Annotated in this window: 18 protein-coding genes; 10 read left to right on the plus strand and 8 right to left on the minus strand. The window is 67.0% G+C overall.

The window, feature by feature from the left end:
• Positions 1-12: 12 nt before the first annotated feature.
• The 4 genes from LVB77_RS12200 to LVB77_RS12215 all read right to left on the minus strand — a co-directional run bounded on the left by LVB77_RS12200 (position 13) and on the right by LVB77_RS12215 (position 6840).
• Entirely contained in the window at positions 13-858 is an 846-nt protein-coding gene (locus LVB77_RS12200) for an OmpA family protein (RefSeq protein ID WP_232906379.1), read from the minus strand.
• A gap of 7 nt (positions 859-865) precedes the next feature.
• Entirely contained in the window at positions 866-1879 is a 1014-nt protein-coding gene (gene tagF, locus LVB77_RS12205) for a type VI secretion system-associated protein TagF (RefSeq protein WP_232906380.1), read from the minus strand.
• Between the two features lies 1 nt (position 1880).
• Positions 1881-5675: a type VI secretion system membrane subunit TssM gene (gene tssM, locus LVB77_RS12210; RefSeq protein WP_232906381.1), complete on the minus strand. Its 3795-nt coding sequence runs from the start codon at positions 5673-5675 to the stop codon at positions 1881-1883.
• 97 nt (positions 5676-5772) lie between these two features.
• Positions 5773-6840 (minus strand): hypothetical protein, encoded by a 1068-nt coding sequence (locus tag LVB77_RS12215; protein WP_232906382.1) that lies wholly within the window; start codon positions 6838-6840, stop codon positions 5773-5775.
• Positions 6841-7179: 339 nt separating this feature from the next.
• Between LVB77_RS12215 and LVB77_RS12220 the strand changes: the two genes are divergently transcribed.
• Complete coding sequence (locus LVB77_RS12220) at positions 7180-7860, plus strand: M15 family metallopeptidase (RefSeq protein WP_232906383.1); 681 nt, start codon at positions 7180-7182, stop codon at positions 7858-7860.
• A gap of 42 nt (positions 7861-7902) precedes the next feature.
• On the opposite strand, the gene tssA is transcribed toward LVB77_RS12220, so the two are convergent.
• From tssA to tssJ, 4 genes are all read right to left on the minus strand, one after another.
• Positions 7903-8967 carry a type VI secretion system protein TssA gene (tssA, locus tag LVB77_RS12225; RefSeq protein WP_232906384.1) on the minus strand — a complete coding sequence of 355 codons (1065 nt, stop codon included), beginning with the start codon at positions 8965-8967 and terminating at the stop codon, positions 7903-7905.
• Positions 8968-9095: 128 nt separating this feature from the next.
• Positions 9096-9881 (minus strand): DotU family type IV/VI secretion system protein, encoded by a 786-nt coding sequence (locus LVB77_RS12230; RefSeq protein WP_232906385.1) that lies wholly within the window; start codon positions 9879-9881, stop codon positions 9096-9098.
• Positions 9882-9950: 69 nt separating this feature from the next.
• Positions 9951-11285, minus strand: a complete 1335-nt coding sequence (gene tssK, locus LVB77_RS12235; RefSeq protein WP_232906386.1) for a type VI secretion system baseplate subunit TssK — start codon at positions 11283-11285, stop codon at positions 9951-9953.
• Positions 11286-11401: 116 nt separating this feature from the next.
• A complete protein-coding gene (gene tssJ / locus LVB77_RS12240; RefSeq protein ID WP_232906387.1) occupies positions 11402-11977 on the minus strand; it encodes a type VI secretion system lipoprotein TssJ in 576 nt (191 codons plus the stop codon).
• 246 nt (positions 11978-12223) lie between these two features.
• Between tssJ and LVB77_RS12245 the strand changes: the two genes are divergently transcribed.
• The 9 genes from LVB77_RS12245 to LVB77_RS12285 all read left to right on the plus strand — a co-directional run bounded on the left by LVB77_RS12245 (position 12224) and on the right by LVB77_RS12285 (position 22804).
• A complete protein-coding gene (locus LVB77_RS12245) occupies positions 12224-12823 on the plus strand; it encodes a hypothetical protein (RefSeq protein ID WP_232906388.1) in 600 nt (199 codons plus the stop codon).
• 37 nt (positions 12824-12860) lie between these two features.
• A complete protein-coding gene (tssB, locus tag LVB77_RS12250; RefSeq protein WP_232906389.1) occupies positions 12861-13361 on the plus strand; it encodes a type VI secretion system contractile sheath small subunit in 501 nt (166 codons plus the stop codon).
• A 5-nt stretch (positions 13362-13366) separates the two neighbouring features.
• Positions 13367-14857: a type VI secretion system contractile sheath large subunit gene (gene tssC, locus LVB77_RS12255; RefSeq protein ID WP_232906390.1), complete on the plus strand. Its 1491-nt coding sequence runs from the start codon at positions 13367-13369 to the stop codon at positions 14855-14857.
• A 328-nt stretch (positions 14858-15185) separates the two neighbouring features.
• Complete coding sequence (locus LVB77_RS12260; RefSeq protein ID WP_232906391.1) at positions 15186-15728, plus strand: type VI secretion system tube protein Hcp; 543 nt, start codon at positions 15186-15188, stop codon at positions 15726-15728.
• A 191-nt stretch (positions 15729-15919) separates the two neighbouring features.
• Positions 15920-16408 carry a type VI secretion system baseplate subunit TssE gene (gene tssE, locus LVB77_RS12265; protein WP_232906392.1) on the plus strand — a complete coding sequence of 163 codons (489 nt, stop codon included), beginning with the start codon at positions 15920-15922 and terminating at the stop codon, positions 16406-16408.
• A 103-nt stretch (positions 16409-16511) separates the two neighbouring features.
• Positions 16512-18350 (plus strand): type VI secretion system baseplate subunit TssF, encoded by a 1839-nt coding sequence (gene tssF / locus LVB77_RS12270; RefSeq protein ID WP_232906393.1) that lies wholly within the window; start codon positions 16512-16514, stop codon positions 18348-18350.
• The gene (gene tssG, locus LVB77_RS12275) at positions 18314-19405 is read left to right on the plus strand and encodes a type VI secretion system baseplate subunit TssG (protein WP_232906394.1); all 1092 of its coding nucleotides are present in this window, start codon (positions 18314-18316) and stop codon (positions 19403-19405) included. The genes tssF and tssG overlap by 37 nt, the downstream gene beginning before the upstream one ends.
• 40 nt (positions 19406-19445) lie before the next feature.
• Positions 19446-22250: a type VI secretion system ATPase TssH gene (tssH, locus tag LVB77_RS12280; protein WP_232906395.1), complete on the plus strand. Its 2805-nt coding sequence runs from the start codon at positions 19446-19448 to the stop codon at positions 22248-22250.
• A 224-nt stretch (positions 22251-22474) separates the two neighbouring features.
• Positions 22475-22804 carry a hypothetical protein gene (locus tag LVB77_RS12285; protein WP_232906396.1) on the plus strand — a complete coding sequence of 110 codons (330 nt, stop codon included), beginning with the start codon at positions 22475-22477 and terminating at the stop codon, positions 22802-22804.
• The last annotated feature ends 295 nt before the right edge of the window (positions 22805-23099 follow it).

Below are 23099 nucleotides of genomic sequence, written 5' to 3' on the forward strand. Positions count from 1 at the left end.
CGGGAAGGCGGCTCATAGCACGCGGAACTCGATCCGCCGGTTGCGCGCACGGCCTTCGGCGGTGGTGTTGTCGGCGACCGGTTGGTCCGGCCCCGCGCCCTGCGCGGTGATGGTGCTGGCGTTGATGCCACGCGAGACCAGATAGGTCTTGACCGCGCTGGCGCGCGCGTAGCTCAGGGCGACGTTCTTCTCGTGGCCGCCGGCGCTGTCGGTATGGCCGACGACCTGCACCGGGCGGTTGCCGACCTGCGTCCAGGCGGCGACCAGTTCGTCGAGGACGGCGGCGCCGGAGGACGTCAGCGTGGCGCTGCCGCTCTCGAACTCGACGATACGGTTGGCCAGGGTGGCCTGCAGCACGTTGACCTTGGCCGCGCGCAGACGATTGGTGACCGCGTAGGTGGAGTTGAGCGAGGTCGACAGGTCGCTGGCGACCTGCTGCCGCGCGGCCTCGTTGCCGACCTGGCCGCTGATGGTGACGGCGTTGCCGGCGATACGCAGCTCGCCCTGCGACACCTGCTGCAGACTGGGATTGAGCGCGTTGCCGACATGCTCGCGCCAGTTGGGTGGCGCGATCAGCGAACCGTCCACCTCGATACGGTCGACCACGCCCGCCGCCCCGTACAGGGCGCGCAGCTTGCCGAGCACCGCTTGCTTGGTCGCCTCGTCGGGCACCGCGCCGCTGACGACCACGGGCTTCTTGGCCGGCGCCGCCGCAGGAGCGGCCAGCGGGGAAGGCGCCTGCACCTGCGCCAGCGCACCGGCACTGACGAGCAGCAGGCCGGCGAACGCCATGACCGTCGCGCGCGTGCAGCGCGGTAGCGGTATCAGAACACGGGCCGGGTGCGATTGGACTGGCATGCGCATATCATTTTCCCAGGAAGGTTTCGGCGAAGGTTGTGCGCGCCGTGCGCATCGACAACTCATCGCGTTCGAGGTAGCTGACCAGCCGGCCCAGCGCCGGGTCGTCCTCGATGTAGCTTTCCACCCAGTCCGCATCGTCGATCCGGATGATGCGATCGGCGGCGATCTGCGGATCGAGCGCGGCTTGCAGGGTGCGGCCGTCGGCGCCGTGAAAACCGACGACCAAGCGCGGCCCCTCAGGCGCGCGCGCGCCATTTCGCGTTGCCTCCTTGATCAGGATCGCCAACTCGACATCGGCATCGGCCAGGAAACTGGCGATCAGATCCAGCCAGAACGCCGCCACCAGCGAGCGGTACAGCGGATCGTGCGGCAACGGCAGCGACAAGCCCTTGTCCACCTGCGCCAAGCCGCCGGCGAGCACCGGCTGCAACAGCAGGCCCAGCGCGGGCAGCGTCCATTTCAGCGTCAGCTGCGGGTGCCCGGACTCGCGCAGCAGCGCCTGCAGCGAGCCCATGTCCTGCAGATCGAGGAAGTCGTGGAACGGCGCGTCGTAAACGGCGTGATCGGCGACCATGCCGATGCGGCTCTCGGCCAGTTCGCGCAACGGTTCGCCGGCGTCCGCGGCGGCCAGCGCCTGCCGGCTGAGGCGGGCGAGGGTGGACCACAGCCGCGACAGCGCGAGCGGGCTGCGGCCGATGAAACCCAGCGGCTGGCTCAGCTCCAGCCGGGTGGCGGTGAGGAACGGGAAGCGGCGGTCGGTGGCATCGCGGCTGGGCAGGAAATGCCCGCCGATCCCGAGCCGGCTGCGCGAGCCGATGAAAGCGAAATGCATGGGCTGCGCTTCGTCGTACAGCTGCTTCCAGCCTGGATCCTGCGTCAGCAACTCCACGCCCTGGCCGGCCCAGCGATCGAGCAAGCCCATCAGCGGATGGCTCTCCGAGGTGCGGACGAAATCGCCGCGGGTCGGCAGCTTGCCGAAGTAGCTCACCGGCAGGGGGGTTTCGGCGAGCGCGGCCATGTCAGCGCGTCTCCCTGGCCGCGGCGGGCGCGGTGCCGGCGCCGGCCGCGACCGTGCCGGCGGGCGCGGCCACCGGCGCGGACGGCGCGGCGGGCACGCCCGCACCGGCCACCGTGGGCGGCAGCTGCAAGCCCTTGAATCCCACCGTCGTCGGCGCGGCCGCACGCGTGGTGCTGATCACGCGCAATTCGAAGGCGACGCTGGCCTCGCTGTTGCCCAGCGTCAGACGGTAATGGTCCTTGCCCAGCGACACCGGCTGAGCGGCGTCGAACAGGCGCTTCATGCCGTTCTGTCCAGGCGAGTTGAAGACCTCCACCGAGCGTCCGTCCATCGTCACCGCGCTGACCGAAACGCCGGGCGCGCCGGGGCCCGGCGTCTGGAAGGTTTTCCACACCGGCGGCGTATTGCGGTAACGCAGGCTGTCGCCGTCGACCACGACCGTGTACTCGCGGCCGTTCGCCGGCAAGGGCATGACCTCGAAGATCGCGGTCGGGCCGGCCGCAGCGGCGCTGCTTTCGCCGGCGACCCAGTTGGCGAGGTTGCTGGTGAACTCCGGCCGCAGGGCGATGCCCATCTGCGCCCACTGCCGCGGCGAGACCACGTTGCCGCGACGCACCACCAGCGGCCCCAGCGCGTCCTTGCTGAAGTTGGCGATGGCGCCGCTGGCACCGAAGACGGTGTTGATGTCGGCCTGCGCGGCCTCCACCGAGGCGCCGGTGTTGAACGGGTACTTGCTGGCCAGCGTCGACTGGAACGGCGTATAGACTTGTTCCGTCCAGGCACGGTTGATTTCGCCTTCGGCCGGGCGCACCAGTGCGGCGAACGCCGAAATCAACGGGCGCATCAGCAGCGGGCGCAAGGCCTCGCGCTGGGTTTCGCTGAGCCCGGCGACGATCTGCTCGTCCACCAGCGAGGCGATTTCGGCCAGCTCGGAGTTCTGGTTCTCCAGCGTGTCCTGCATCAGCTTGCGCGCGCCCGGGCCGGGGTCTCCCTCGGTCTTGATCGCGTTCAGGCGCGTGTGCAGCTTGCCCAGCGCGACGAAATACTCGTCGATCAGCGGCGGGTTGTTGTCGCGCGGCGTCATCAGGCGCGCCAGGCCACGGAACTCGGCGCCGATCGGCCCGGTGGGCACCGGTTCCTGCTTGCCGGTGGCCGCGTTGATCTGCATCGGAATGCCGGTGGTGTTGCGGCGCATGACCACGCGGTTGAACCACTCGATCAGGCCCTTCTTGGCCAGACCCTTGGCCGCGGCCTCGGCGCCGGGGTTGTCCCAGACGGTTTCGCGGTTCACCGCTTCCAGCAACTTGCGCAGCGGCGAGTGCGAGGGATCGGCCAGCGAGCCGGTGCGCGTGGCGGCCTGGTCGAAGGTGCCGAACTCGGGCACGCTCACGCCGCGCATGAACTTGCGCCACTCCAGCGCGTACTGCGCCTTGTACATCGCCGCCAGTTCCTTGGCGATGTGTTCCGGGCTTCCGGCCAGGCTGAGGTCGCTGGTCACCGTCTGCTCCAACACCCAATCGGTGCTGGACAGCTGCGAACGCGAAGCTTCCTCGACGGCATCCTCCACGTACTGCTCCCATGCCGTGCGCGAGAACGCGCCCGGGATGGCGTAGCTGCCGGCGATGCCGCTGTTGCGCGCATCCTCGCCGAGCAGGCTGTCGACGGTGATCGGCGGGAAGCGCACCTGCGCGCGTTGCTTGATCTGCGCGAACACGCGCTCCACCGCCGGCGCGCCCTTCATCACCGGGGCCAGCGCGGCGCGGGCCTGTTCGACCAGGTTGAACTTGGATTCGACCAGCGGCCAGTTCGCCTCGGCGCTTTCGGCGACGTAGAACGACATCAGCTTGGACGCGACCTGGCTCATGTTCTCGCGCGGCACGTTGCCGCGATTGGCCTCCAGCCAGCCGCGCCAGTAACGGGTCAGCTGATCGTTCAGATGCGCCGCCTCGATATGGCTGCGGCTGCTGTCGCTGATCATCAGGTAGGTCTTGAGCGCGTTGTAGGCGTCGTCCAGATTGGACGCCGACGGCTCCTGGTACAGGCTCTCGCTGGCGATCACGGCCGTCGCCTTGTCCTCGCCGACGCCGCCGACCGGGATCGGCTTGAGATCGCCGCGATGCGCGTGCACATCGGCCAGAAAGCCCTCCAGCCGCGCCGCCACCGGCTGCAGCATGAGCTGGCGCATGCCGTCGAAATACTCCTCGCGCAGCTTGGCCTCGATGCGCTCGCCCTGGTACAGCCCCAGGCCCAGCTGCAGCGGATGATCCTCGCGGTAGGCCTTGAGCTGGGTCAGCCGGTCCTGCAGCACCAGTAGCGCGTCGATGCGCGACTTCAGATCGGTCTTGCCCTTCTGCAAGGCGACCGCCTTGTCCAGGTCGGCCACCACGTTGCTGACCAGCTGCTTGTTGGCCGTATACGACACCGTCCAGCCGGTCAGGGCGATCGCCAGCAAGGCCACCGAGGCGAAGAACGCCGCGTAGCGCAACTTGACCGAACCCGGACTGGCGTAGCGCCGTACCAGCTGCCGGTCGGCGAAAATCACCTTACGGAACAGGCCGAGCACGAAGTGGCTCTTCTCACCGTGCGGGTTGGGCTCGCCGCCGCCCACGCGCGGACTCAGCGAGAACTGCTGCGCGATCCGCTCCGAGGTGGGCTGCACCGCGACGCCGTCCTGCAGCGCGCTGGTGAAATAGAAGCCGCGGAACACCGGCTTGAACTGGTAAGGATTTTCCTCGAACAGCGTGGCGATGAAGGTACGCAGCGCCGGCTTGATGCCGGAGAACTCCAACGGCATCGTCAGCAGCCCCGGCGCCATCTCGCGGCCGCGCCGCAGCGCCATCTGGGCGACGCTCATTTCCTTCAGGCCTTCGCTGAGTTCGTCGAAGTGCTTGTCGAACGCGGCCAGCGCCTCGGCTTCGCCCTTGGGATCGTGGGGCAGGGTGGCGCCCCACACGCCTTCGCGCTCGCTGGGGTCCAGGCCCTGGAAGAACTCGGCGAAACCGGAAATCAAATCCGCCTTGGTGAACACCACGTACACCGGCGCGAACACCTCCAGGCGCTCGGTCAGTTCCTGCACGCGCTGGCGCAGGTTCTTGGCCAGCTCGATCGCGAACTCGGGCTTGCTGCCCGACAGCTCGGCGATCGAGGCGGCGATGATGATGCCGTTGATCGGCGCACGCGGCCGGTTCTTCTTGAGCAGGCCGAGGAAGGAGAACCATTCCTGCCGGTCCTCGGCGTTGACCGTATAGCGCCCGGCCGTGTCCAGCACGATGCCTTCGGTGGTGAAGTACCAGTCGCAGTTGCGCGTGCCGCCCAGGCCGTGGATGACGTTGCTGCGGTTGTCCTCGAACGGAAAGCGCAAACCGGAGTTGAGGATGGCGGTGCTCTTGCCGGCGGCGGGGTTGCCGATGATCACGTACCACGGCAGCTCGTACAGCGCCGCTTCGCCTTTCATCACGCCCAGCTTGGAGGACTTGATGGCCTTCACCGCCTCGCTCATGCGCTCGCGCAGCACTTCGGTCTCGGCCCGCGCGGCCGGCTTGGCGGTAGTCACCGCGCGATCGGCCTGGGCGGCGATGATGCGGTCGAGTTTCTGTTCGGCCTGATGGGCGCGATAGCTCTTGAACGCCCACCACAGCAGCCACAGGAACAGCAGCGCCACGGCGCCGATCGCGAGCCAGCCACCCCAGGACGCGAGCTTGTCGAAGCCCAGCGCGGCCGCCGCCACGCCCAGCACCGCGACCAGGGCGATGCGGACGCGGTAATCCATCAACCAATAGCGAAGCTTGCTCATCATCGGGTTTGTCGTACTTCTGGCTCGTGTTGGATCGAGTGGGTTAGGTCTTCGGGCCGTCGCGCTTGCCGGCAAGGCAGGCAACGGCGCCGGCGATCGCTCAGTGCTTCACCGCGCAGGCGGCGTTCTTTCCGCCATAGTCGCGACAGGCTTTGATGCGGCAGTCGATGCCCGCGGTGGTGTTGGCCTTGGGGCAGCGGCGCAGATCGCGTTGCAACTTGTCGGCGCTGGCCAGCGGCTCGCCGACGCCGATCGGCTCGATCCGCGCGGCCCCAGGAGGCGTATCGGACTTGCCGGAGGTGCCGGCCGCGTCGACCTGCTGAATCAACGCGTCCAGGACTTCGTGATCGGCGCCGGTTTGCGGCCGTACCAACTTGGACGCGGGCTGCGCCGCATCCGCCGGCGTGTCGACCCGCACCGGCGACGCGGGCGCGGCCGCACGTGCGACGGGCGCGGCGACGACGACCGCCGGCGACCGGGGCGCAACGATGGGCGTGGCATCGGCGGTGACGATGTTGCCCAACAGCGAACTGCCCAGGGCGGTTTCATCGGCTTGGGGTTTGACGGCAACGGGCGTGGCGACTTTGGCCGCAGCACGTTTTTGCGCGGCCGCCGTGGCGGCGGCCGCGGCCGCGGCAGGCTTGGGCGGCGCCGCTTTGGCGACCACCGGCGCGGCGCGCTTTTCCGACGCATGCGCGCCGGCGAACGGATTGGCGCGCTTTACCGTGCGCTGCGGATTCGCGCTTTCGCCGAAAGGATTGGGGCCTGGCGTCGCGGCGACGGACTTGCCGCCGAAGGGATTGTCGTCGTTGACGATGACCGCGGTGTCGGCGGCGACGGAGGCGGAATCGGAGTCGGGCGAGCGCGCGTCGTCGGTGGTGGCGGCAACGGGCGATTCGGCGGAGGCCGACGGCGCCACCGTGTCCGCGTCCGCGGCCGGCGCATCGTCGAACGCGCGCCAAGCGACGAACCCGCACAAGGCCAGCGACGCGACTGCGGCCATCGTCAGCACGGGGCGTCGGCGCAAACCGCGCGCGACCGCGCCACGCGATCGGTCCTGCTCAACGTCTGCTAGGATGCGGCCCGCGGCGGGCGCTCTGTCTGCTGCGCTCGAATCGCTGTTCGCCAGAAGGCTGGGACGATTCGGCTTGACGTTTTGCCGATCCAAGGCGGACTCCTTTCCTATATGGCCTTGCACGGACATGTATGTCCGCTTGCATTCTAACGGCAGCGGTCCGGTCGCAGTCAACGCGAAACGGCATTCACGCGCCTGTTCATTAAGCTGAGGAAAACTGTGATCGCAATCGCTATGGCGATGTTTCTGATCGTGACGGCGACAGCGGCGTGGCTGCTGCTGTTTCCTTCGGCGCGTGAAGATGCGAACCAGCGATTGCAGCACATCGGTCGCAAGATCCGCGCATACCTCGGCCGCGCAGGCGCGAAGGCAGCGACGCAGGCCGGCGATTCTTCACGCGCCACACGCGCCGCGGGCCAACTTACGGTGGGCATGCTGTGGCGCTACCGCCGGGCGCTGCTGGCCGCGGCGATCCTGCTCGCGCTGCCGCCGTTGACGGTGTTGCTGATGCGTCGCGACAGCGTACAGCTGGACGCGTTCGAAACCGGTTACACCGACACCATCGACAACGCGCAGATCGTCGAGCTGTTGAACGGCGAGCGTTTGGCGCCGCCGCCGGCGCTGCCGCCGGAAGTCTTCGTGATCGCCGAGACTGAGCGACAACAACTGGGTCAGGTCGCGGCGGAGCTGATCCCCGACAAGATCGTCAGCGCCGACCGCCGTTGGGATGCGATCGATCCGGCGTTCCAACAACGCGTGCTGGCGATCTATGCGGTGATGAAACAGCGCGGTTATGAGATGGCGCTGGTCGAAGGCTACCGCAGCCCGGCACGGCAGGCCGAGTTGTCCGCCGCCGGCAAGGCCACCCGCGCCAAGGCGGGACAAAGCTGCCATCAGTACGGCCTGGCCGTCGACAGCGCGATCCTGAAGGCCGGCAAGCTGCAGTGGAACATGAACGATCCTTGGGTGAAGGACGGCTACTTCCTCTACGGCGAACTGGCCGAACAAGCGGGCCTGACCTGGGGCGGCAACTGGCGCTCCATCAAGGACTACGTCCACGTCGAAGCCAAGACCGCCTGTCGCGATGCGCGCAGACGGGCGGGACACGGCTGAACTGCCGCGTCGCACCGCAGGAGTAGGGCGCAGGCCCGCGATTCAGTCTTCGTGGGTTCCCGGCTCGGCGTCCAGCGTCTCCAGCATGTGCTCCAGGGTGGAGTGATCCTTGACCACGCGCTTGAGCCAGACATGCAGCGGCATCTCGCCCCAGCGTGCGGCTTTCTCGGCCAGGTAGGCGACCGGGCTGTGCGGTTCGGTCTGACGGAAGAATTCGGCCACGCGCCGCAACTGCGCGATGGCTTCGCGGCGGTTGCCGATCGCGGCGTTGAAGTCGGCCGGCGCGGCCGCGGGTACGACGTGGACGATGCGCTCGGCGGGTGCCGACGACTCGGCGAAGGCCGCGCCGGCGGAACCGTCGGCGCCGCCGTCCAGCAGCACGCCGGCCTCGCGGGCGAAGCGCATCGTCGCCTCGCGCACCAACTGCATCTGTTCGCGCAGGCTGGCGAAGCTGGGACTGTCGCGGCCCAGCCGCGCGTCCACCACCTGCTCCAGCGCGGCCAGGGCCTCCTGGCAATCGGGCACCGTCGCGGCCAGACGCACATAGAAGGCGTGCGGCGTGTCGCGCCGGGCGGCATCGAAGCGCTCCATCGACAGGCCATTGCCCGGATCGCTGTCGCTGCGGCGGTTGCGCGCGGCCTCGAAATCCACCAGGCCGTAGCGGCCCTGCGACGACTGCACCAACGGCAGCCGGCGCACCCACAATTCGGCATTGGCCAGCAACCAGGTGACGTTGCCGACGCGCTGCTCCAGATCGCCATCCTCCATCTGCGGATGCACGTCGTCCCAGTAGCGCTCGAGCAAACCGGTCATCAGGCGCAGTCCGTCGGCCAGTCCGGCATAGGAATGGATCTGCATCTGCGCCTCGGCCAGCCACGACGCCAGGCGCAGATCCTTGCTGCGCTCGCGCAGCAGCTTGCTGCAGCGGTGGGCCACGCCGGGCCAGTCGGCGGACTTGAGATCCGTCACCCATTCGCCTTGTTCCAAGGTCGGATCGTCGGCGCGGCGCGCCTCGACCACCGCGTCGAAATCGGCGGAGAAGGACAGGTCTTCGCCGGCCGGGGAGACGTCGGAAATAGGGGCGAGCAGTTCTTCCACGGAGGTCATTGGCGGCTTCCTGCGTAAGGCGGTCGTGAATCGGTCGCTGCGTGTGCGTTGGCGTCGGCGGGATCGCGTCCGGTCATCGCGACGCAGCGCGCCCCGACGCGCCGGCCGGCCCGAATCCCAGCGAAACGCTAGGGCAGGGTGATGGTCAGGTGCGCCGTGCGCGCCGGCATCTGCACCACGTTGTCGTACGAGGACAGGCGTTGTTCGGTGTTGCGCCCCAGCATGGCGTTCATCATCCCGAACGCGAACAAGCCCGCCACCGCCAGCAGCACCGCCGGCGCCCACATCGGCACCACCCGACGCAGCGCGTGCACGATCTTGTCCGGCGGCAGCGCGTGCGGCGCGAAGCCCGCGCGCTTGCCCTTCAGGAACGCGATCTCGTCGCCCAGGCGCGCGGTGAGGTAGCCGAGTTTTTCCGTGCCCTCCAGGCGGTACTTGCCCTCGAAACCCAACAGCAGGCAGTAGTGGTACACCTCCAGCGACGGCAAGCGCGCCGCGCCTTGCGCGCGCAGCTGCTCCAGGCGATCGAAGAAGTGCTCGCCGGCCAGGTGTTCGCCGAACAGGCGCAGCTGCAGCGGATGCAGCTCCCAGGTGTCGCGCAATGCCGACGGCTGCGACAGGATCACCTCGTCCACGGCGGCGCAGAACGCGTACTTGGACGCGTACACGTCCTCGGCCGGAATGTTCAGCTTGGCCGCGCCGCGCTCGGCGCTTTCCAGGAAGCGCTGCACCGCCTGCACGAACGCGTCCTCGTTGCCGGGCAGTTGCCCGCGCTTGAGCAGCATCAGCAGGTAGAAGCCTTCCGACATCAGGTCCAGCAGGCTGCGCGCCGGCGCGGAGGAGGGCGCGGACGCCGCCATGGCGGGCGTCAACGAGGGCATCGGCTGCGGTTCGGAGTGCGGGGTGTAGTTCATGACGTCCTTGGCGTTGCTGCTTCTGTACCGTGTTCATTCGTGGGCGCGAGCGCCACCGCCAGCACGCGTTTAGGGCGCCAGCACGATCAGTTCCATCTTCAGATCGCGCACGCCGGCAGGCACGTAGATCATCGCCGACTGCGATTTCAGCATGCGCTCGTACAACGGGCCGCGCGGTTCCAGCGCGAAGTAGTGGCTGCCCGGACGCACTGGAATGGCCGCCGGCACCTGCGGCACGTGCGCCAGCTTCACGCCGGGCAAGGCCGACAGCACGCACTTCTCCACGTCGTCCGGGGCGCCGATCTTGAACCGCACCGGCACCGTCTGCACCAGCTCCGGGCCCGGCAGATCGGCCGAGACGCCAACGTAGAACTGCGATTTCTCGTCGATCTTCTGCGAATCCAGCCGGCCCAGGTGGAACGAAGGCTTGACCTCGTTCAGCGCGATCTGGAAGTAGCGCGCCGAGATCACGGTGTCGATCAGCTCGCGGATCATCGAGAACAGCCGGTCGAAGCCGTCCTGCGGCTTGGCATGGTCGTAGCCCGGCAGGTCGGCCAGCGCATAACTCTTGGAGAAGGTCAGCAGCGCGCCGGCCAGCCGCAGCAGTTCGGCGAACAGGCGCTCCGGATGCAGGCCCGGATGCCGGAACAGGTGCGCCAGCGCCGCGAACGCGGAATTGGCGGTGTGCAGCAGCCAGAACGAGGCGATGTCGCCGGAACGGAACTCGATCACATGCTGCGACGGCTCGCGATGATGGCCGTACAGCGCGTCGACCTTGGCCTGCAACACATCGAGCAGGCGCCGCAGCTCCAGCTGCAGCACCGGCGAGGCGGCGATGGCGAGGCTGGGCGCGATGAAGCTGTCGTCGAGCTCGAATCCGCCGGTGGACGTGCGCCGCACCCGCGCGATCGGCACCGTGCTGAACGGATCGCGCGGCTCCTCGCTGGTGAGCAGGCGCACGCTCTTGCGCAGGTAGGACAACTCGGCTTCGGCCGCGTCCGTGTACAGGTCGCTGGTCGCGTGGCTGGCCTGCACGAAGCGGGACGCGGACGACTCGCCGGCGGTCGCGCAGTTGCCACCGTGGTCCTTCAACAGCGGCAGCGCCAGATGCACGGTGGTGTGCTGAACGCCCGCGGGCAGGCCGGTCAGCGCCAGCGGCTCGGGCAGTTCGTCGTCCGCTGGGGCGTGATAAATCTCACCGTCCGGAAAGATCAGCGACAGCTGCAACGCGCGCAAGGTGCCGGTGGCCAGGCTCTGCTCGTCGAAACGCACCGAGCGCACGCCCCAGCCGTAGGGATGCAGCGCCGCGGCGACATCCTGCAAGCGCGCTTCGTGGTACGCATCCTGCCGCTGGAAATGCTGCGGACGCAGGAACAATCCCTCGCCCCAGAATACTTTGGACATCCTGCTCACGGTGAAAGCTCTTCCTTATTCATCCATGTGGGCGGCCGACTCGGTCGCAACCGCTGCGACGATCGTCCATCGAAGCCCGTGTCCGCGTCTATGCGCCGATCGACGCCTTATCCGCGCGGGCATGGCGCGCCGGACAGGCTGTGGACCTCGGTCGCCAGCTTCGTGGTCAGCGCCTCGGCGCTGGTGGTGGTCATCGCGCAGGCATGCAGTCCCAGGCGAATGCCGCTCTTGGCCGCCTTCTTGGTGTCGAAGGTGAACCGCCAGCGCACCGCGGCGGGCGTGCGGAACAAGGCGACGATGCCGACCTGACCGGCGTCGGGCGCGACGCGCTCGATCAGTTCATGATCCTGACCGGGCATGACGAGGATCTCAGTTACCTTCACCAAGTCCGCGCCCAGCGCCGCTTTCTCGCTGTTCTCGTCGAGAAATGCGGAGTAGGGCGCCTGGTCGAAGGCCGTGGTGCTCTTGAGCTGATACACCTTGACGACCAACGCCAATCCTTTCTTGCCATTACCTGCATTCAGGTTTTGCGCCGCGAGCAATTCCAGTGGAACCGCTTTCTCTTTCGGCTGCGGCGTCTTCAGCCCAGCCAGCTCCATGGCTTTGCCGCAACCGGACAACGCGAGTACCGAAGCGCTACAAAACATTGCAAGTGCAATGTGCCGAAAAGAATGCAAGTCCATTTGACGACTCTTGGCGGGGGATGGCGTATACGTGACGACGAGTCACGTTGACGATGCCGAGAAGACTACTATACCGTTGCCGTGTAAAGCGCATGATCCGACTATTCAACGACGCGTGATCCGTGTCACGTTAAACGCCAAGTTAAACGCGGCATGAAACAGCGCGTTAAGCATGCGTCGATTTGTCGGTAATATTTCGCTAACGCTCAGTGCGCAGGATGAGCGAGTACACAAGGAGGTGTGGCCATGAAGTCGTTCCCGTTCTTCCGTCGCAACGTGGCCCTGATCGTAATGGCCGCGATGCTGGCGGGCGCCGGCGGCGATGCGTTGGCGGCCAAGAAGCCGCGCACGCGCGACTACGAGCCGCATATGAAGAAGGCCGAAGCCTACGCACGCGCGGGCAAGGTCGAAGACGCGCTGATCGGCTTCGACAACGCCGCCCAGGCCGACCCCACACGCAAGGAACCCTGGGTGCGCAGGGCGCAACTCCAGTTCGACGCCGGCCACTACGGCCGCGCCATCGTGTCGGCCGAGGAAGTGCTGCGGCGCGATCCCAACGACAAGATCGCCGACAGCATCCTCACGGTCGGCGGTTTGCGCGTGGCGGCGCAATCGCTGCAGCGCCTGCAGGCCAACGGCGGCCTGAATTCGCCCACGGCCCGCAAGGAAGCCGAGGTGCTCGCGCGCACCATGCGCGCCACCATGGGTTCGGCGGTGTTCGTCAACGCCTACGAAGGCGGCCCCGGGCCGGTCAAGTCGAAACGCCCCAAGGCGCGCCCGCCGAAAGCCACCGCGCCCAAGCCCCCCGTCAGCGCCAATCCGTTCGACGATTCCAACGGCGGCTGACCCGACGCAACACGACAGGGATTTGCAGGAGACAGCAATGGCGAAGAAGGAAAGCATCCAGAAGAAGCTGCAGAAGGTGCGGCCTCCGCGCGTTCAGCTTACCTACGACGTGGAGAAGGGCGACGCCATCGAGCAGAAGGAGATCCCCTTCGTGGTCGGCGTGCTCGGCGACTTCAGCGGCAAGCCCGAACAGGCGCTGCCGAAGATCAAGGACCGCAAGTTCGTCAACGTCGACATGGACAACTTCGATCAGGTGCTCGAGGCGACGGCGCCCCGCGCGGCGTTTCGGGTGCCCAACAAGATCGGCGACAACGGCGGCGAGTTCGCCGTCGAGATGAAGTTCAAGACCCTCGACGATTTCCGCCCCGAAGCGGTGGTGGAGCAGGTCGAACCCTTGCGCAAGCTGTTGGAGGCCCGCACCAAGCTGGCCGACCTGCGCAACAAGATGGCCGGCAACGAAAAGCTCGAAGACCTGCTCAGCGACGTGCTGAGCAACACCGAGCAGCTCAAGAAGCTCAGCAACGAAGGCCAGGAGTGAACTCCATGACCCCGCAAGCAACCACCGCGTCCCAGGGCGCCGCGGACGTCGCCGAACTCGGCCTGCTCGACCAGATCGTCGAGCAGAGCAAGGTGGCGAAGTCGAGCACCGAGCATCAGCGCGCCAAGGACCTCATTTCCGAGTTGGCCAAGGAGGTGCTGGAAGGCACGGTCGTGGTCTCGGACAACCTGGGCGCCACGCTGGACGCGCGCATCGCCGAGCTGGACGGGATCATTTCCGAACAGGTCAGCGCGATCATGCACCACCCGGAGTACCAGCAGCTGGAAAGCAGCTGGCGCGGCCTGCATTACCTGTGCTCGCAGACCTCCACCGGCACCAGCCTCAAGATCAAGATGTTCAACTCGCCCAAGCGCGACATGGTCAAGGACTTCAAGTCCGCGATCGATTTCGACCAGAGCGCCTTGTTCAAGAAGGTCTACGAGGAGGAGTTCGGCACCTTCGGCGGCTCGCCCTTCGGCACCCTGATCGGCGACTACCAACTCGGCCGCTCGCCGGAGGACATGTACTTCATCGAGCAGATGTCGCACGTGGCCGCGGCCGCGCACGCGCCGTTCATCAGCGCCGCGTCGGAAGAGCTGTTCGGGCTGGAGAGCTTCACCGACCTGGGCAAGCCGCGCGACCTGGCCAAGATCTTCGACACGGTCGAATACGCCAAGTGGAAGTCGTTCCGCGACGGCGAGGACAGCCGCTACGTCGGCCTGACGCTGCCGCGCTTCCTGGGCCGTCTGCCTTACAACCCGAAGGACGGCACCACGGTCGAGGGCTTCAACTTCGTCGAGGACGTCGACGGCGCCGACCACAGCAAGTACCTGTGGTGCAACACTGCCTACGCCTTCGCCACCCGCCTGACCCAGGCCTTCGAGAATCACGGCTGGTGCGCGGCGATCCGCGGCGTCGAGGGCGGCGGCCTGGTCGAGGACCTGCCCACCCACACCTTCCGCACCGACGACGGCGAGGTCGCGCTCAAGTGCCCGACCGAGATCGCCATCACCGATCGCCGCGAGAAGGAACTCAGCGACCTGGGCTTCATCCCCCTGGTCCATTGCAAGAACACCGACTACGCCGCGTTCTTCGGCGCGCAGTCGGCGCAGAAGGCCCGCAAGTACAACACCGACGCGGCCAATGCCAATTCCTCGCTGTCGGCGCAGCTGCAGTACATCTTCTCGATTTCGCGTATCGCCCATTACCTCAAGGCGATGATGCGCGAGAAGATCGGCAGCTTCGCCTCGGCGGGCAATGTCGAGGAGTTCCTGAACCGCTGGATCGCGCAGTACGTGCTGCTCGACGACAACGGCAGTCAGGAAGCCAAGGCGCAACACCCGTTACGCGAAGCTTCGATCCAGGTGTCGGAGGTGCCGGGCCGTCCCGGTGTCTACCGCGCCGTAGCGTTCTTGCGTCCGCACTTCCAACTCGACGAACTGTCGGTGTCGCTGCGCCTGGTGGCGGAGCTGCCGGCCGGTTCGAACAAGGGCTGATCGCTTACGGGATCTCCGTCGCTTGCGCCGGTACCGGCAGGCGACGCCCGGCGTGAAGCACGGTGCGAAGGCAGGAGCACGAGCCCTGAGCAGGCTCCCGCAAGTCTTGGACAGCTTGCGGAACATGGCGCGGCCGTAAGCCGCGCCAAGAGGCGGGATGGGTGTTCCATCCCGAAAGGTCCGCGAGCACGGAGTGCTCGGCCGGGTCTGTCCTCAACTGGGGTCAGTGGCCCCCGAATTGGCGGTATTTGCAATAGCTTCGATGTATTGGCGGTTCTTAGAATCATCCACTCATCACTCATGTCACATGGACGAAAAGGAAGCATTCATGGCTATCAACGAGAAGTACGAAGCGAACAAGCAGCCCATCAGCGCGTTCCTCAACATCGACAACAAGGCCATCAAGGGCGAGTCGCATGTCGAGAAGTACAAGGACGAGATCGAACTGTCCTCGGTACGCTGGAACATCAAGCAGCCCAAGTCGGCCACCGTGTCGTCGTCGGGCGGGCAGAGCGCGGCCCGTTCGGTGTTCGAGGGCATCGAGTTCGTCAAGAGCGCCGACCTGGCCTCGACCGGACTGTTCCAGGCGGCCGCCAACGGCACCGTGTGGGCCAAGATCCGACTGGCGCTGACCCGCCAGGACGGCAAGGAAGGCCAGCACATCGAATATTGCGTGATCGAAGCGCTCAACGTCGTGGTCAGCGAAGTTGAAGTGCGTAACGGCGCGGACGGCGTGCTGGAAGAACACGTCCGGCTGAACGTGGGCGCGATCAAGCAGACCTACACCCAGATGCTGCCCAAGGGCGGTGCGGGTGGCAATGCGGTGGCGCAGTACAGCTTCGCCCTGGCGAAGCCGACCTACAGCGTCTGAGCAACGCCGGTGGATGGCGGCTCGCCCCGCCATCCTCCCGCGGCAACGGGCGCGAAGGCCGCGCCCGTTGCACTCCCAGCATCGGCCGCGTATCGGCCGGCGCACAGACGGGGCGAGGCCGGGGAACCGATCCCGATCGCCCCACGTAATGCGGGAACGTTCCCGTCGGCTCCCCCCGCCATGACAGGACCATGAAAGGACTCGAACCCAGCCTGCTCGAACGCCTGTTCGACGATGAACCCCGTAGTCCCGGTGCGGCTGGCATGTTCAAGACGCTGTCGCTCGATCAGTACAAGGAATCCGTGGCCCGCGACCTGGAAAGCCTGCTCAACAGCCGTGCGGCGTTTTCCGAAGAGTTGCTGAAGGCCTATCCGCATTGCCAGCAATCGGTGATGACCTACGGCCTGGTCGATTTCTCCTCGATGAGCCTGGCCAACGCGTTCGAGCGCGTGGCGATCTGCCGCTCGCTGGAACAAGCCATCGCGCGCCACGAGCCGCGCCTGCACAACGTGCGCGTCGCCTTGGAGCGCAACGGCCGTGGGGCAGGGGGCCTGCACTTCGCCATACACGGCCTGCTGGACGTGCAACCGGCGCGCGAACCGGTCAGCTTCGACGCAATGCTGCAACCCACCACGCTGCAGTACTCGGTGAGCCGCTTGCGCCGGCCGGCGGTCGCGTGAGGCTGGCGCTGCGCATCGCACGCGCCGACGGCAACGGCTCGCAGCCTGGGGCGTCCGCTCCGCGCGGCCGGCCGCAGCGCACACCGCACCGGGGATGGGGCTGATGGAAGACCTGCTTCCGTACTACGAACGCGAACTCGCCTTCCTGCGCCGCCACGGCAAGGAGTTCGCCGAACGCTATCCCAAGATCGCCGGCCGCCTGCTGATGTCCGGCGACGGCAGCCAGGATCCGCACGTCGAACGCCTGGTCGAGTCCTTCGCGCTGCTGACCGCGCGCGTGTCCAAGAAGATCGAGGACGACTACCCCGAATTCACCGACGCCTTGCTGGAAGTGCTGTACCCGCACTACCTGCGGCCGTTTCCGTCCTGTTCGATCGTGCGCTTCGACCTGGACAGCCAATTGGGCAAGCTGAGCCAGGCCGCCCGGGTGGCGCGCGGCACCTTGCTCAATTCCCAGCCGGTGCGCGGCGTGAGCTGCAAGTTCCGCACCAGCTACGAGGTGGTGCTGGCGCCGATCCGGGTCAAGGCGGCGCGCTTCAACGCCATCGCCGACGTGCCCATGGCCACGACCCTGCCGCCGGGCAGCGGCGCGCAAATCTCCCTCAGCTTCGAACTGCTGGGCAACGACGCGGCCCAGGCCATGCAGGGCATCGACCGCCTGCGGCTGTTCACCGACGGCGAGCCCTCGTTCGTCGCCACCTTGCGCGATGCGCTGGCGCTGAACGTGCGCACGGCCTACCTGGAGCTCGCCGACAGCGGGCGCTGGCACAAGCTGGCCGGCGTGCCCTTACAGCAGGCCGGTTTCGCCGACGATGAGTCGCTGATCGACTATCCGGATCGCTCGCATCCGGCCTACCGTCTGCTGACGGAAGTGTTCGCCTATCCGGAGAAGTTCGGCTTCTTCGACCTGGACCTGCGCGCCTTGCGCCAGGCCGGCGCCGGCCAGCTGTTCACCGTGCACCTCATCCTCAAGGCCGAGGCCGCCGACTCGCCGGTGTCGCGGGCGTTGGAGACGCTGGGGCCGGACAACGTGCTGACCGGCTGCACGCCGGTGACCAACCTGTTCGCGCAGCAGGGCGAACCGATCCGCGTCACCCACCGCACGGCCACGTACCCGGTGGTGGCCGACTCGCGCCGCGCCTTCGCCTACGAAGTGCATTCGATCGATACGGTGGCGCGCGTGCGGCAGACGCCGCAGGGCGAACACATCACCGAGTTTCGCCCGTTCTATTCGCTGCACCACGGCGAAACGCCCAGCCAGACCGGGCAGTACTGGCTGGCGCATCGCGACGAGAACGTCGCCCGCACCAGCCCCGGCTACGAAACCGAACTGTCCTTCGTCGACCTGGACTTCGATCCCACGCTGCCGCAGACCGACGTGGTCAGCCTGCGGCTGACCTGCAGCAATCGCGACCTGCCCACGCAGCTGCCGCACGGCCCGCAAAGCGCGCCGCTGCTGCAGGACGGCGGCGGCCTGGCGCGCGCGATCACGCTGCTGCGCAAACCGAGCCGGCCCTTGCGGTTCGAGCGCGGCCGCGCCGCGCACTGGCGCTTGATCTCGCACCTCTCGCTCAATCACCTGTCGCTGACCGGCAGCGGCCTGCCGGCGTTCAAGGAAATGCTGCGCCTGTACGACATGGCGCGCTCGGCGGTGTCCAACCGGCAGATCGACGGCATCGTCGGCATCCGTCACGAGCCCACCACCGCCTGGTTGCCCGGCAAGCATTTCACCAGCGTGGTGCGCGGCCTGCATATCAAGGTCACCATCGACGAGCAAAGCTTCGTCGGCGCTGGCATATCCGCGTTCGCCGCGGTGCTGGACCGGTTCTTCGGCCTGTACGTGCACGCGAACAGCTTCACCCAACTCACGCTGCTGTCCGCCCATAGCGGCGAGGTAATCGTCCAATGCCTTCCACGAAGCGGCGAATCGATCCTGGTGTAGCGCAACAGCTGCTCGCGGCGCCGCAGCGGTTTGGATTCTTCCAGGCGCTGCGCATCCTGGAGTCGCTGTTCGCCAAGCAGGGCATGAAGCGCGGCGAGGTGATCGCGCGCAAGGTGCGTTTCAAGAACACGCTGGCGCTGGGGTTTCCCGCCAGCGAGATCGAAGGCGCGGTGGCGTTCGCCAGCGACGGCGCCGTGCTCGATCACGAGACCTCGATCGAACAGGCGGTGACCGCGGAGCAGTTGGACGAAGTGCACATCACGCCGGCGTTCAGCGGCCTGCTCGGCGCGCAGGGCGCCTTGCCGCTGCACTACACCGAACGGCTGGCCGAGCGCGAGACGCTGCACCGCGACCGCGCCGCGCGTGCGTTCCTGGACTTGTTCACCAACCGAGCGGTCGCGCTGCACTACGACGCCTGGAAGAAGTACCGCATCCCGCTGCAGTACGAGTTGGATCGCGAAGAACGCTTCCTGCCCATCGTGCTATCGCTGGTCGGCCTGGGTCAGCGGGCGCTGCGCGACCGCATGGCCGACGGCGGCGCCGGCGAGGTGTTCGACCAGGCGATCGCCCACTACGCCGGCGGCGTCGGCCAGCACCCCACCTCCGCGGCCGCGCTGCAACGCATCCTGCGCGACTACTTCGAAGTACCGCTGCGCATCGAGCAATTCGTCGGCGCGTGGTACTCGGTGCCGCCGGAGCAACGCACCCGATTGGGCGCCAGCAACGCCACCCTGGGCTCGACCGCGCTGGCCGGCGAGCGCGTCTGGCAACGCGACCTGCGCATGCGGGTCTGGATCGGCCCGCTGGATCGCGACCGCTTCGACGACTTCCTGCCCGGCGGCAAGGCCGCGCAGGGTCTGGCGAAGTGGCTCACCCTGCTGACCGGCTCCTGCTTCGAGTACGAAGTCCGCCTGACGCTGAAAGCCGAGCACATCACCGGCGTGCGCATGAGCCCGGACGCGGGCGCCCGCCTGGGCTGGGACAGCTACGTCTGCTCCAGGGCCGCGCAGGCGCCGCGCTCGGACACCTGTTACGACGTACGTACCTTGCAGTAACGCACCTTCCGCCCCCGACTCAACGCACGGAACGCCCCGCATGAGCATCAATCTCAAGACCCTGATCGGGAAGCTCAACGACACCAGCCGCCTCGCCGTCGAGCGTGCGGCGAACATCTGCGTGCAGCGCGGCCACTACGAGGTCGACCTGGAGCATCTGTTCCTGGCCTTGCTGGAACAGCCGCAAAGCGATTTCGCCCTGATCGCCAAGCGCAGCGACATCGGCCTGGACTCGCTGCAACGCGACCTGGACAAGGAAATCGGCCGCTTCAAGAACGGCAACACGCGCACACCGGTGTTCTCCCCGCATCTGCCGACGCTGTTCGAACACGCCTGGCTGCTGGCCTCGCTGGACGCGCAGACCACGCGCATCCGCAGCGGCCACCTGCTGCTGGCGCTGCTGACCGAACCGGGCCTGTCGCAGCTGGCCTATCGCGGCTCGTCGCAGTTCGTGAAGCTGAAGAAGGACGAACTCAAACACGATTTCGCCGCTTTGACCAAGGGCTCGCAGGAAGCAGGGGAGGCGGTCGCATTCGCCGATGCCGGCGCGGGGCAGGGCAGCAGCGATGCCGAAACGGCGGACCAGGTCGCGCGTGGAGGTTTGGGCAAGACCCCGGCGTTGGACCAGTTCACCACCAACCTGACCGCGCGTGCGCGCGACGGCAAGATCGATCCCGTGGTGGGACGCGACCCCGAGATCCGTCAGGTCATCGACATCCTGATGCGCCGGCGCCAGAACAATCCCATCCTCACTGGCGAGGCTGGCGTAGGCAAGACCGCGGTCGTCGAGGGGCTGGCGCTGCGCATCGCCGCCGACGACGTACCGCGCGTGCTGCAAGGCGTGGAACTGCACACGCTGGACATGGGCCTGCTGCAGGCCGGCGCCAGCGTCAAGGGCGAGTTCGAAAACCGCCTGAAGAACGTCATCGACGAAGTGAAGAAGAGCTCGCACCCCATCATCCTGTTCATCGACGAAGCGCACACCATGATCGGCGCCGGTGGACAGGCCGGCCAGAACGATGCGGCCAACCTGCTCAAACCCGCGCTGGCGCGCGGCGAACTGCGCACCGTCGCTGCGACCACCTGGGCCGAGTACAAGAAGTACTTCGAAAAGGACGCCGCGCTGGCGCGGCGCTTCCAGGTCGTGAAAGTGGAAGAGCCCAGCGAAGTCCTGTGCGCGGCGATGCTGCGCGGCATGGTGCCGCTGATGGAAAAACACTTCGGCATCCGCGTGCTCGACGAGGCCATCACCGAAGCCGTGCGCCTGTCGCACCGCTACATCAGCGGCCGCCAGTTGCCCGACAAGGCGATCAGCGTGCTCGACACCGCCTGCGCCAAGGTCGCGCTGGGGCAAAGCGCGACGCCGGCGATCATCGAAGAAACCCGCAAGCAGCTGGACCGCATCCAGGCCGAGTTGGCCACGCTTAAGCGCGAAACCGCCAGCGGCTGGCAACACCAGGAACGCACGGCCGAACTGCTGGAACAGCAAACGCAGGCGCAAGCGACCCTGACCCACAACGAAGCGCGGCTGATCGAGGAACTCGCGCTGGCCGAACGCATCCAGGCCCTGCGCAACGAGCTGGAAACCGCCGCCGCCAACGACGCAGCACCCGCGGCCCCGCAGCGCCCAGCCGCCGCCGCGGACGAAGACGAAGCCAACGACGACGGCGATGTCGCCGTCGCCGCCAAGAAGAAGACCGGCAAGGCCAAGAAGGCCGCGCCCGCAAAGCAAGCCGCCGCCACCGAGGACGACGCCAGGCGCGCGCAACTGCAAGCGCTGACCGACGAACTGCGCGCCTTGCAGGGCGAAACGCCGATGGTGCCGCTGCAGGTGGACGGCCACGTCGTGGCCGACATCGTCAGCGCCTGGACCGGCGTACCGCTGGGACGCATGGTCAAGAACGAAGTGGCGACCGTGCGCAACCTGTTCCCGCTGCTGGGCGAGCGCGTCATCGGCCAGGACCACGCCCTGGAAGCCGTGGCCCAGCGCGTGCGCACCGCGACGGCCAAGCTCGAGGATCCGAACAAGCCGCGCGGCGTCTTCATGTTCGTCGGCCCCTCCGGCGTGGGCAAGACCGAAACCGCGCTGGCCCTGGCCGACATCCTCTACGGCGGCGAGCGCAAGCTGATCACCATCAACATGAGCGAATACCAGGAAGCGCACAGCGTGTCCGGCCTGAAAGGCTCGCCACCCGGCTACGTCGGTTACGGCGAGGGCGGCGTGCTGACCGAGGCGGTGCGCCGCCAGCCGTACAGCGTGGTCTTGCTGGACGAAGTCGAGAAGGCGCATCCGGATGTGCTGGAAATGTTCTTCCAGGTGTTCGACAAGGGCACGATGGACGACGCCGAGGGGCGCGAGATCGACTTCCGCAACACGCTGATCATCCTGACCTCCAACGTCGGCTCGCCGCAGATCATGCAGGCCTGCCTCAACAAACCGCAGGAAGAGATCCCGCAAGCCGACGCCCTGGCCGACGCCCTGCGCCCGATCCTGATGAAGTCGTTCAAACCGGCCTTCCTCGGCCGCCTCAAGGTCGTGCCTTACTATCCGATCGGCGACGAGGTGCTGGTCCAGATCATCGAGCTGAAGCTGGAACGCATCCGCGACCGCGTCGCCGGCAACCACAAGGCCACGTTCCGATGGGACGAATCGCTGGTCGACGCCGTGCTGCAGCGCTGCACCGAAGTCGACTCCGGCGCCCGCAACGTCGACCACATCCTCAACGGCACCCTGTTGCCGGAGATCGCCGAAAACGTGTTGTCGCGCATGGTCGACGGCGGCAAGATCGAAGCGATCGAGGTGGGCGCGGATGAGGCGGGTGGGTTTGTGTATACGATTCGGTAGCGCCGGCAAAAATCGATGTGTGAACGAGGAGCCGTGCGGCATTAGGGGAGGGCACTCGATCCCTCCTTGCCAGGGGCAGGGCAGCCAACTCGACAAAGGCGGCCCCGCCAGTGCCCGCCCGCTGGCGGCTGACACGGAGGTTTGGCCGACCGCGTCGCGGTGGATCTGCTCAATCACGATAGACGGCAGGCACTTCGCATAACATCGCAAGCATTCGATCCGTTATGAGTCAGACGAAGCAGCGATACACCCCAGACGGCCGCTATCTCATCGTTCGCGGCCGGTTATGGCGTGCTGCGAATCCTCAACTGCCTCCCGAGACCCGGCAAGCTTGGGTCGACGAACTGATGCGGGCCCGGCGGGCGGTGAAGGACGCGCTTCGCGGCCAGGCGGATGCCGGCTCGCTGGTCGAGGAGCGAAAAACCGTGAACGCGGCAAAGATCGCACTGGGGGAACGCGGACCGGTCTGGTGGACGGACGGCGCTGAAGACTACAGCCGGCACCTCGTAAAGAACACGCCATACGCGTCCTGGTACTCGAGCCTGACCGAGTAGGCGCTGGTCGCGACATGCGTCGATCTTTAACGCAACGTTGGTTCGGCCAGCGCGGTCGCTGTGCGGGAGCGGTTCGGATCTACCGAGCTGACGCACTTCGCCAATGCCAGCTCATGACCTGCATGCCGGAAGCATTCAAGCGTGTGCAGCAGTCGGCGAGAGAGGCACGAAGCCCGTGGCATCCGGATCGGCCATGGTGACGTGGGTCGGAGCCCATTCGGCCCTAAGCCATTGCGCCGCCTAGACTTTGCATTTTACATAATATGCATTATGCGAAGTTACAGACTAGCCTTCA

This window comes from Lysobacter sp. 5GHs7-4, from assembly GCF_021284765.1.
In the GTDB taxonomy this organism is placed as follows: domain Bacteria; phylum Pseudomonadota; class Gammaproteobacteria; order Xanthomonadales; family Xanthomonadaceae; genus Lysobacter.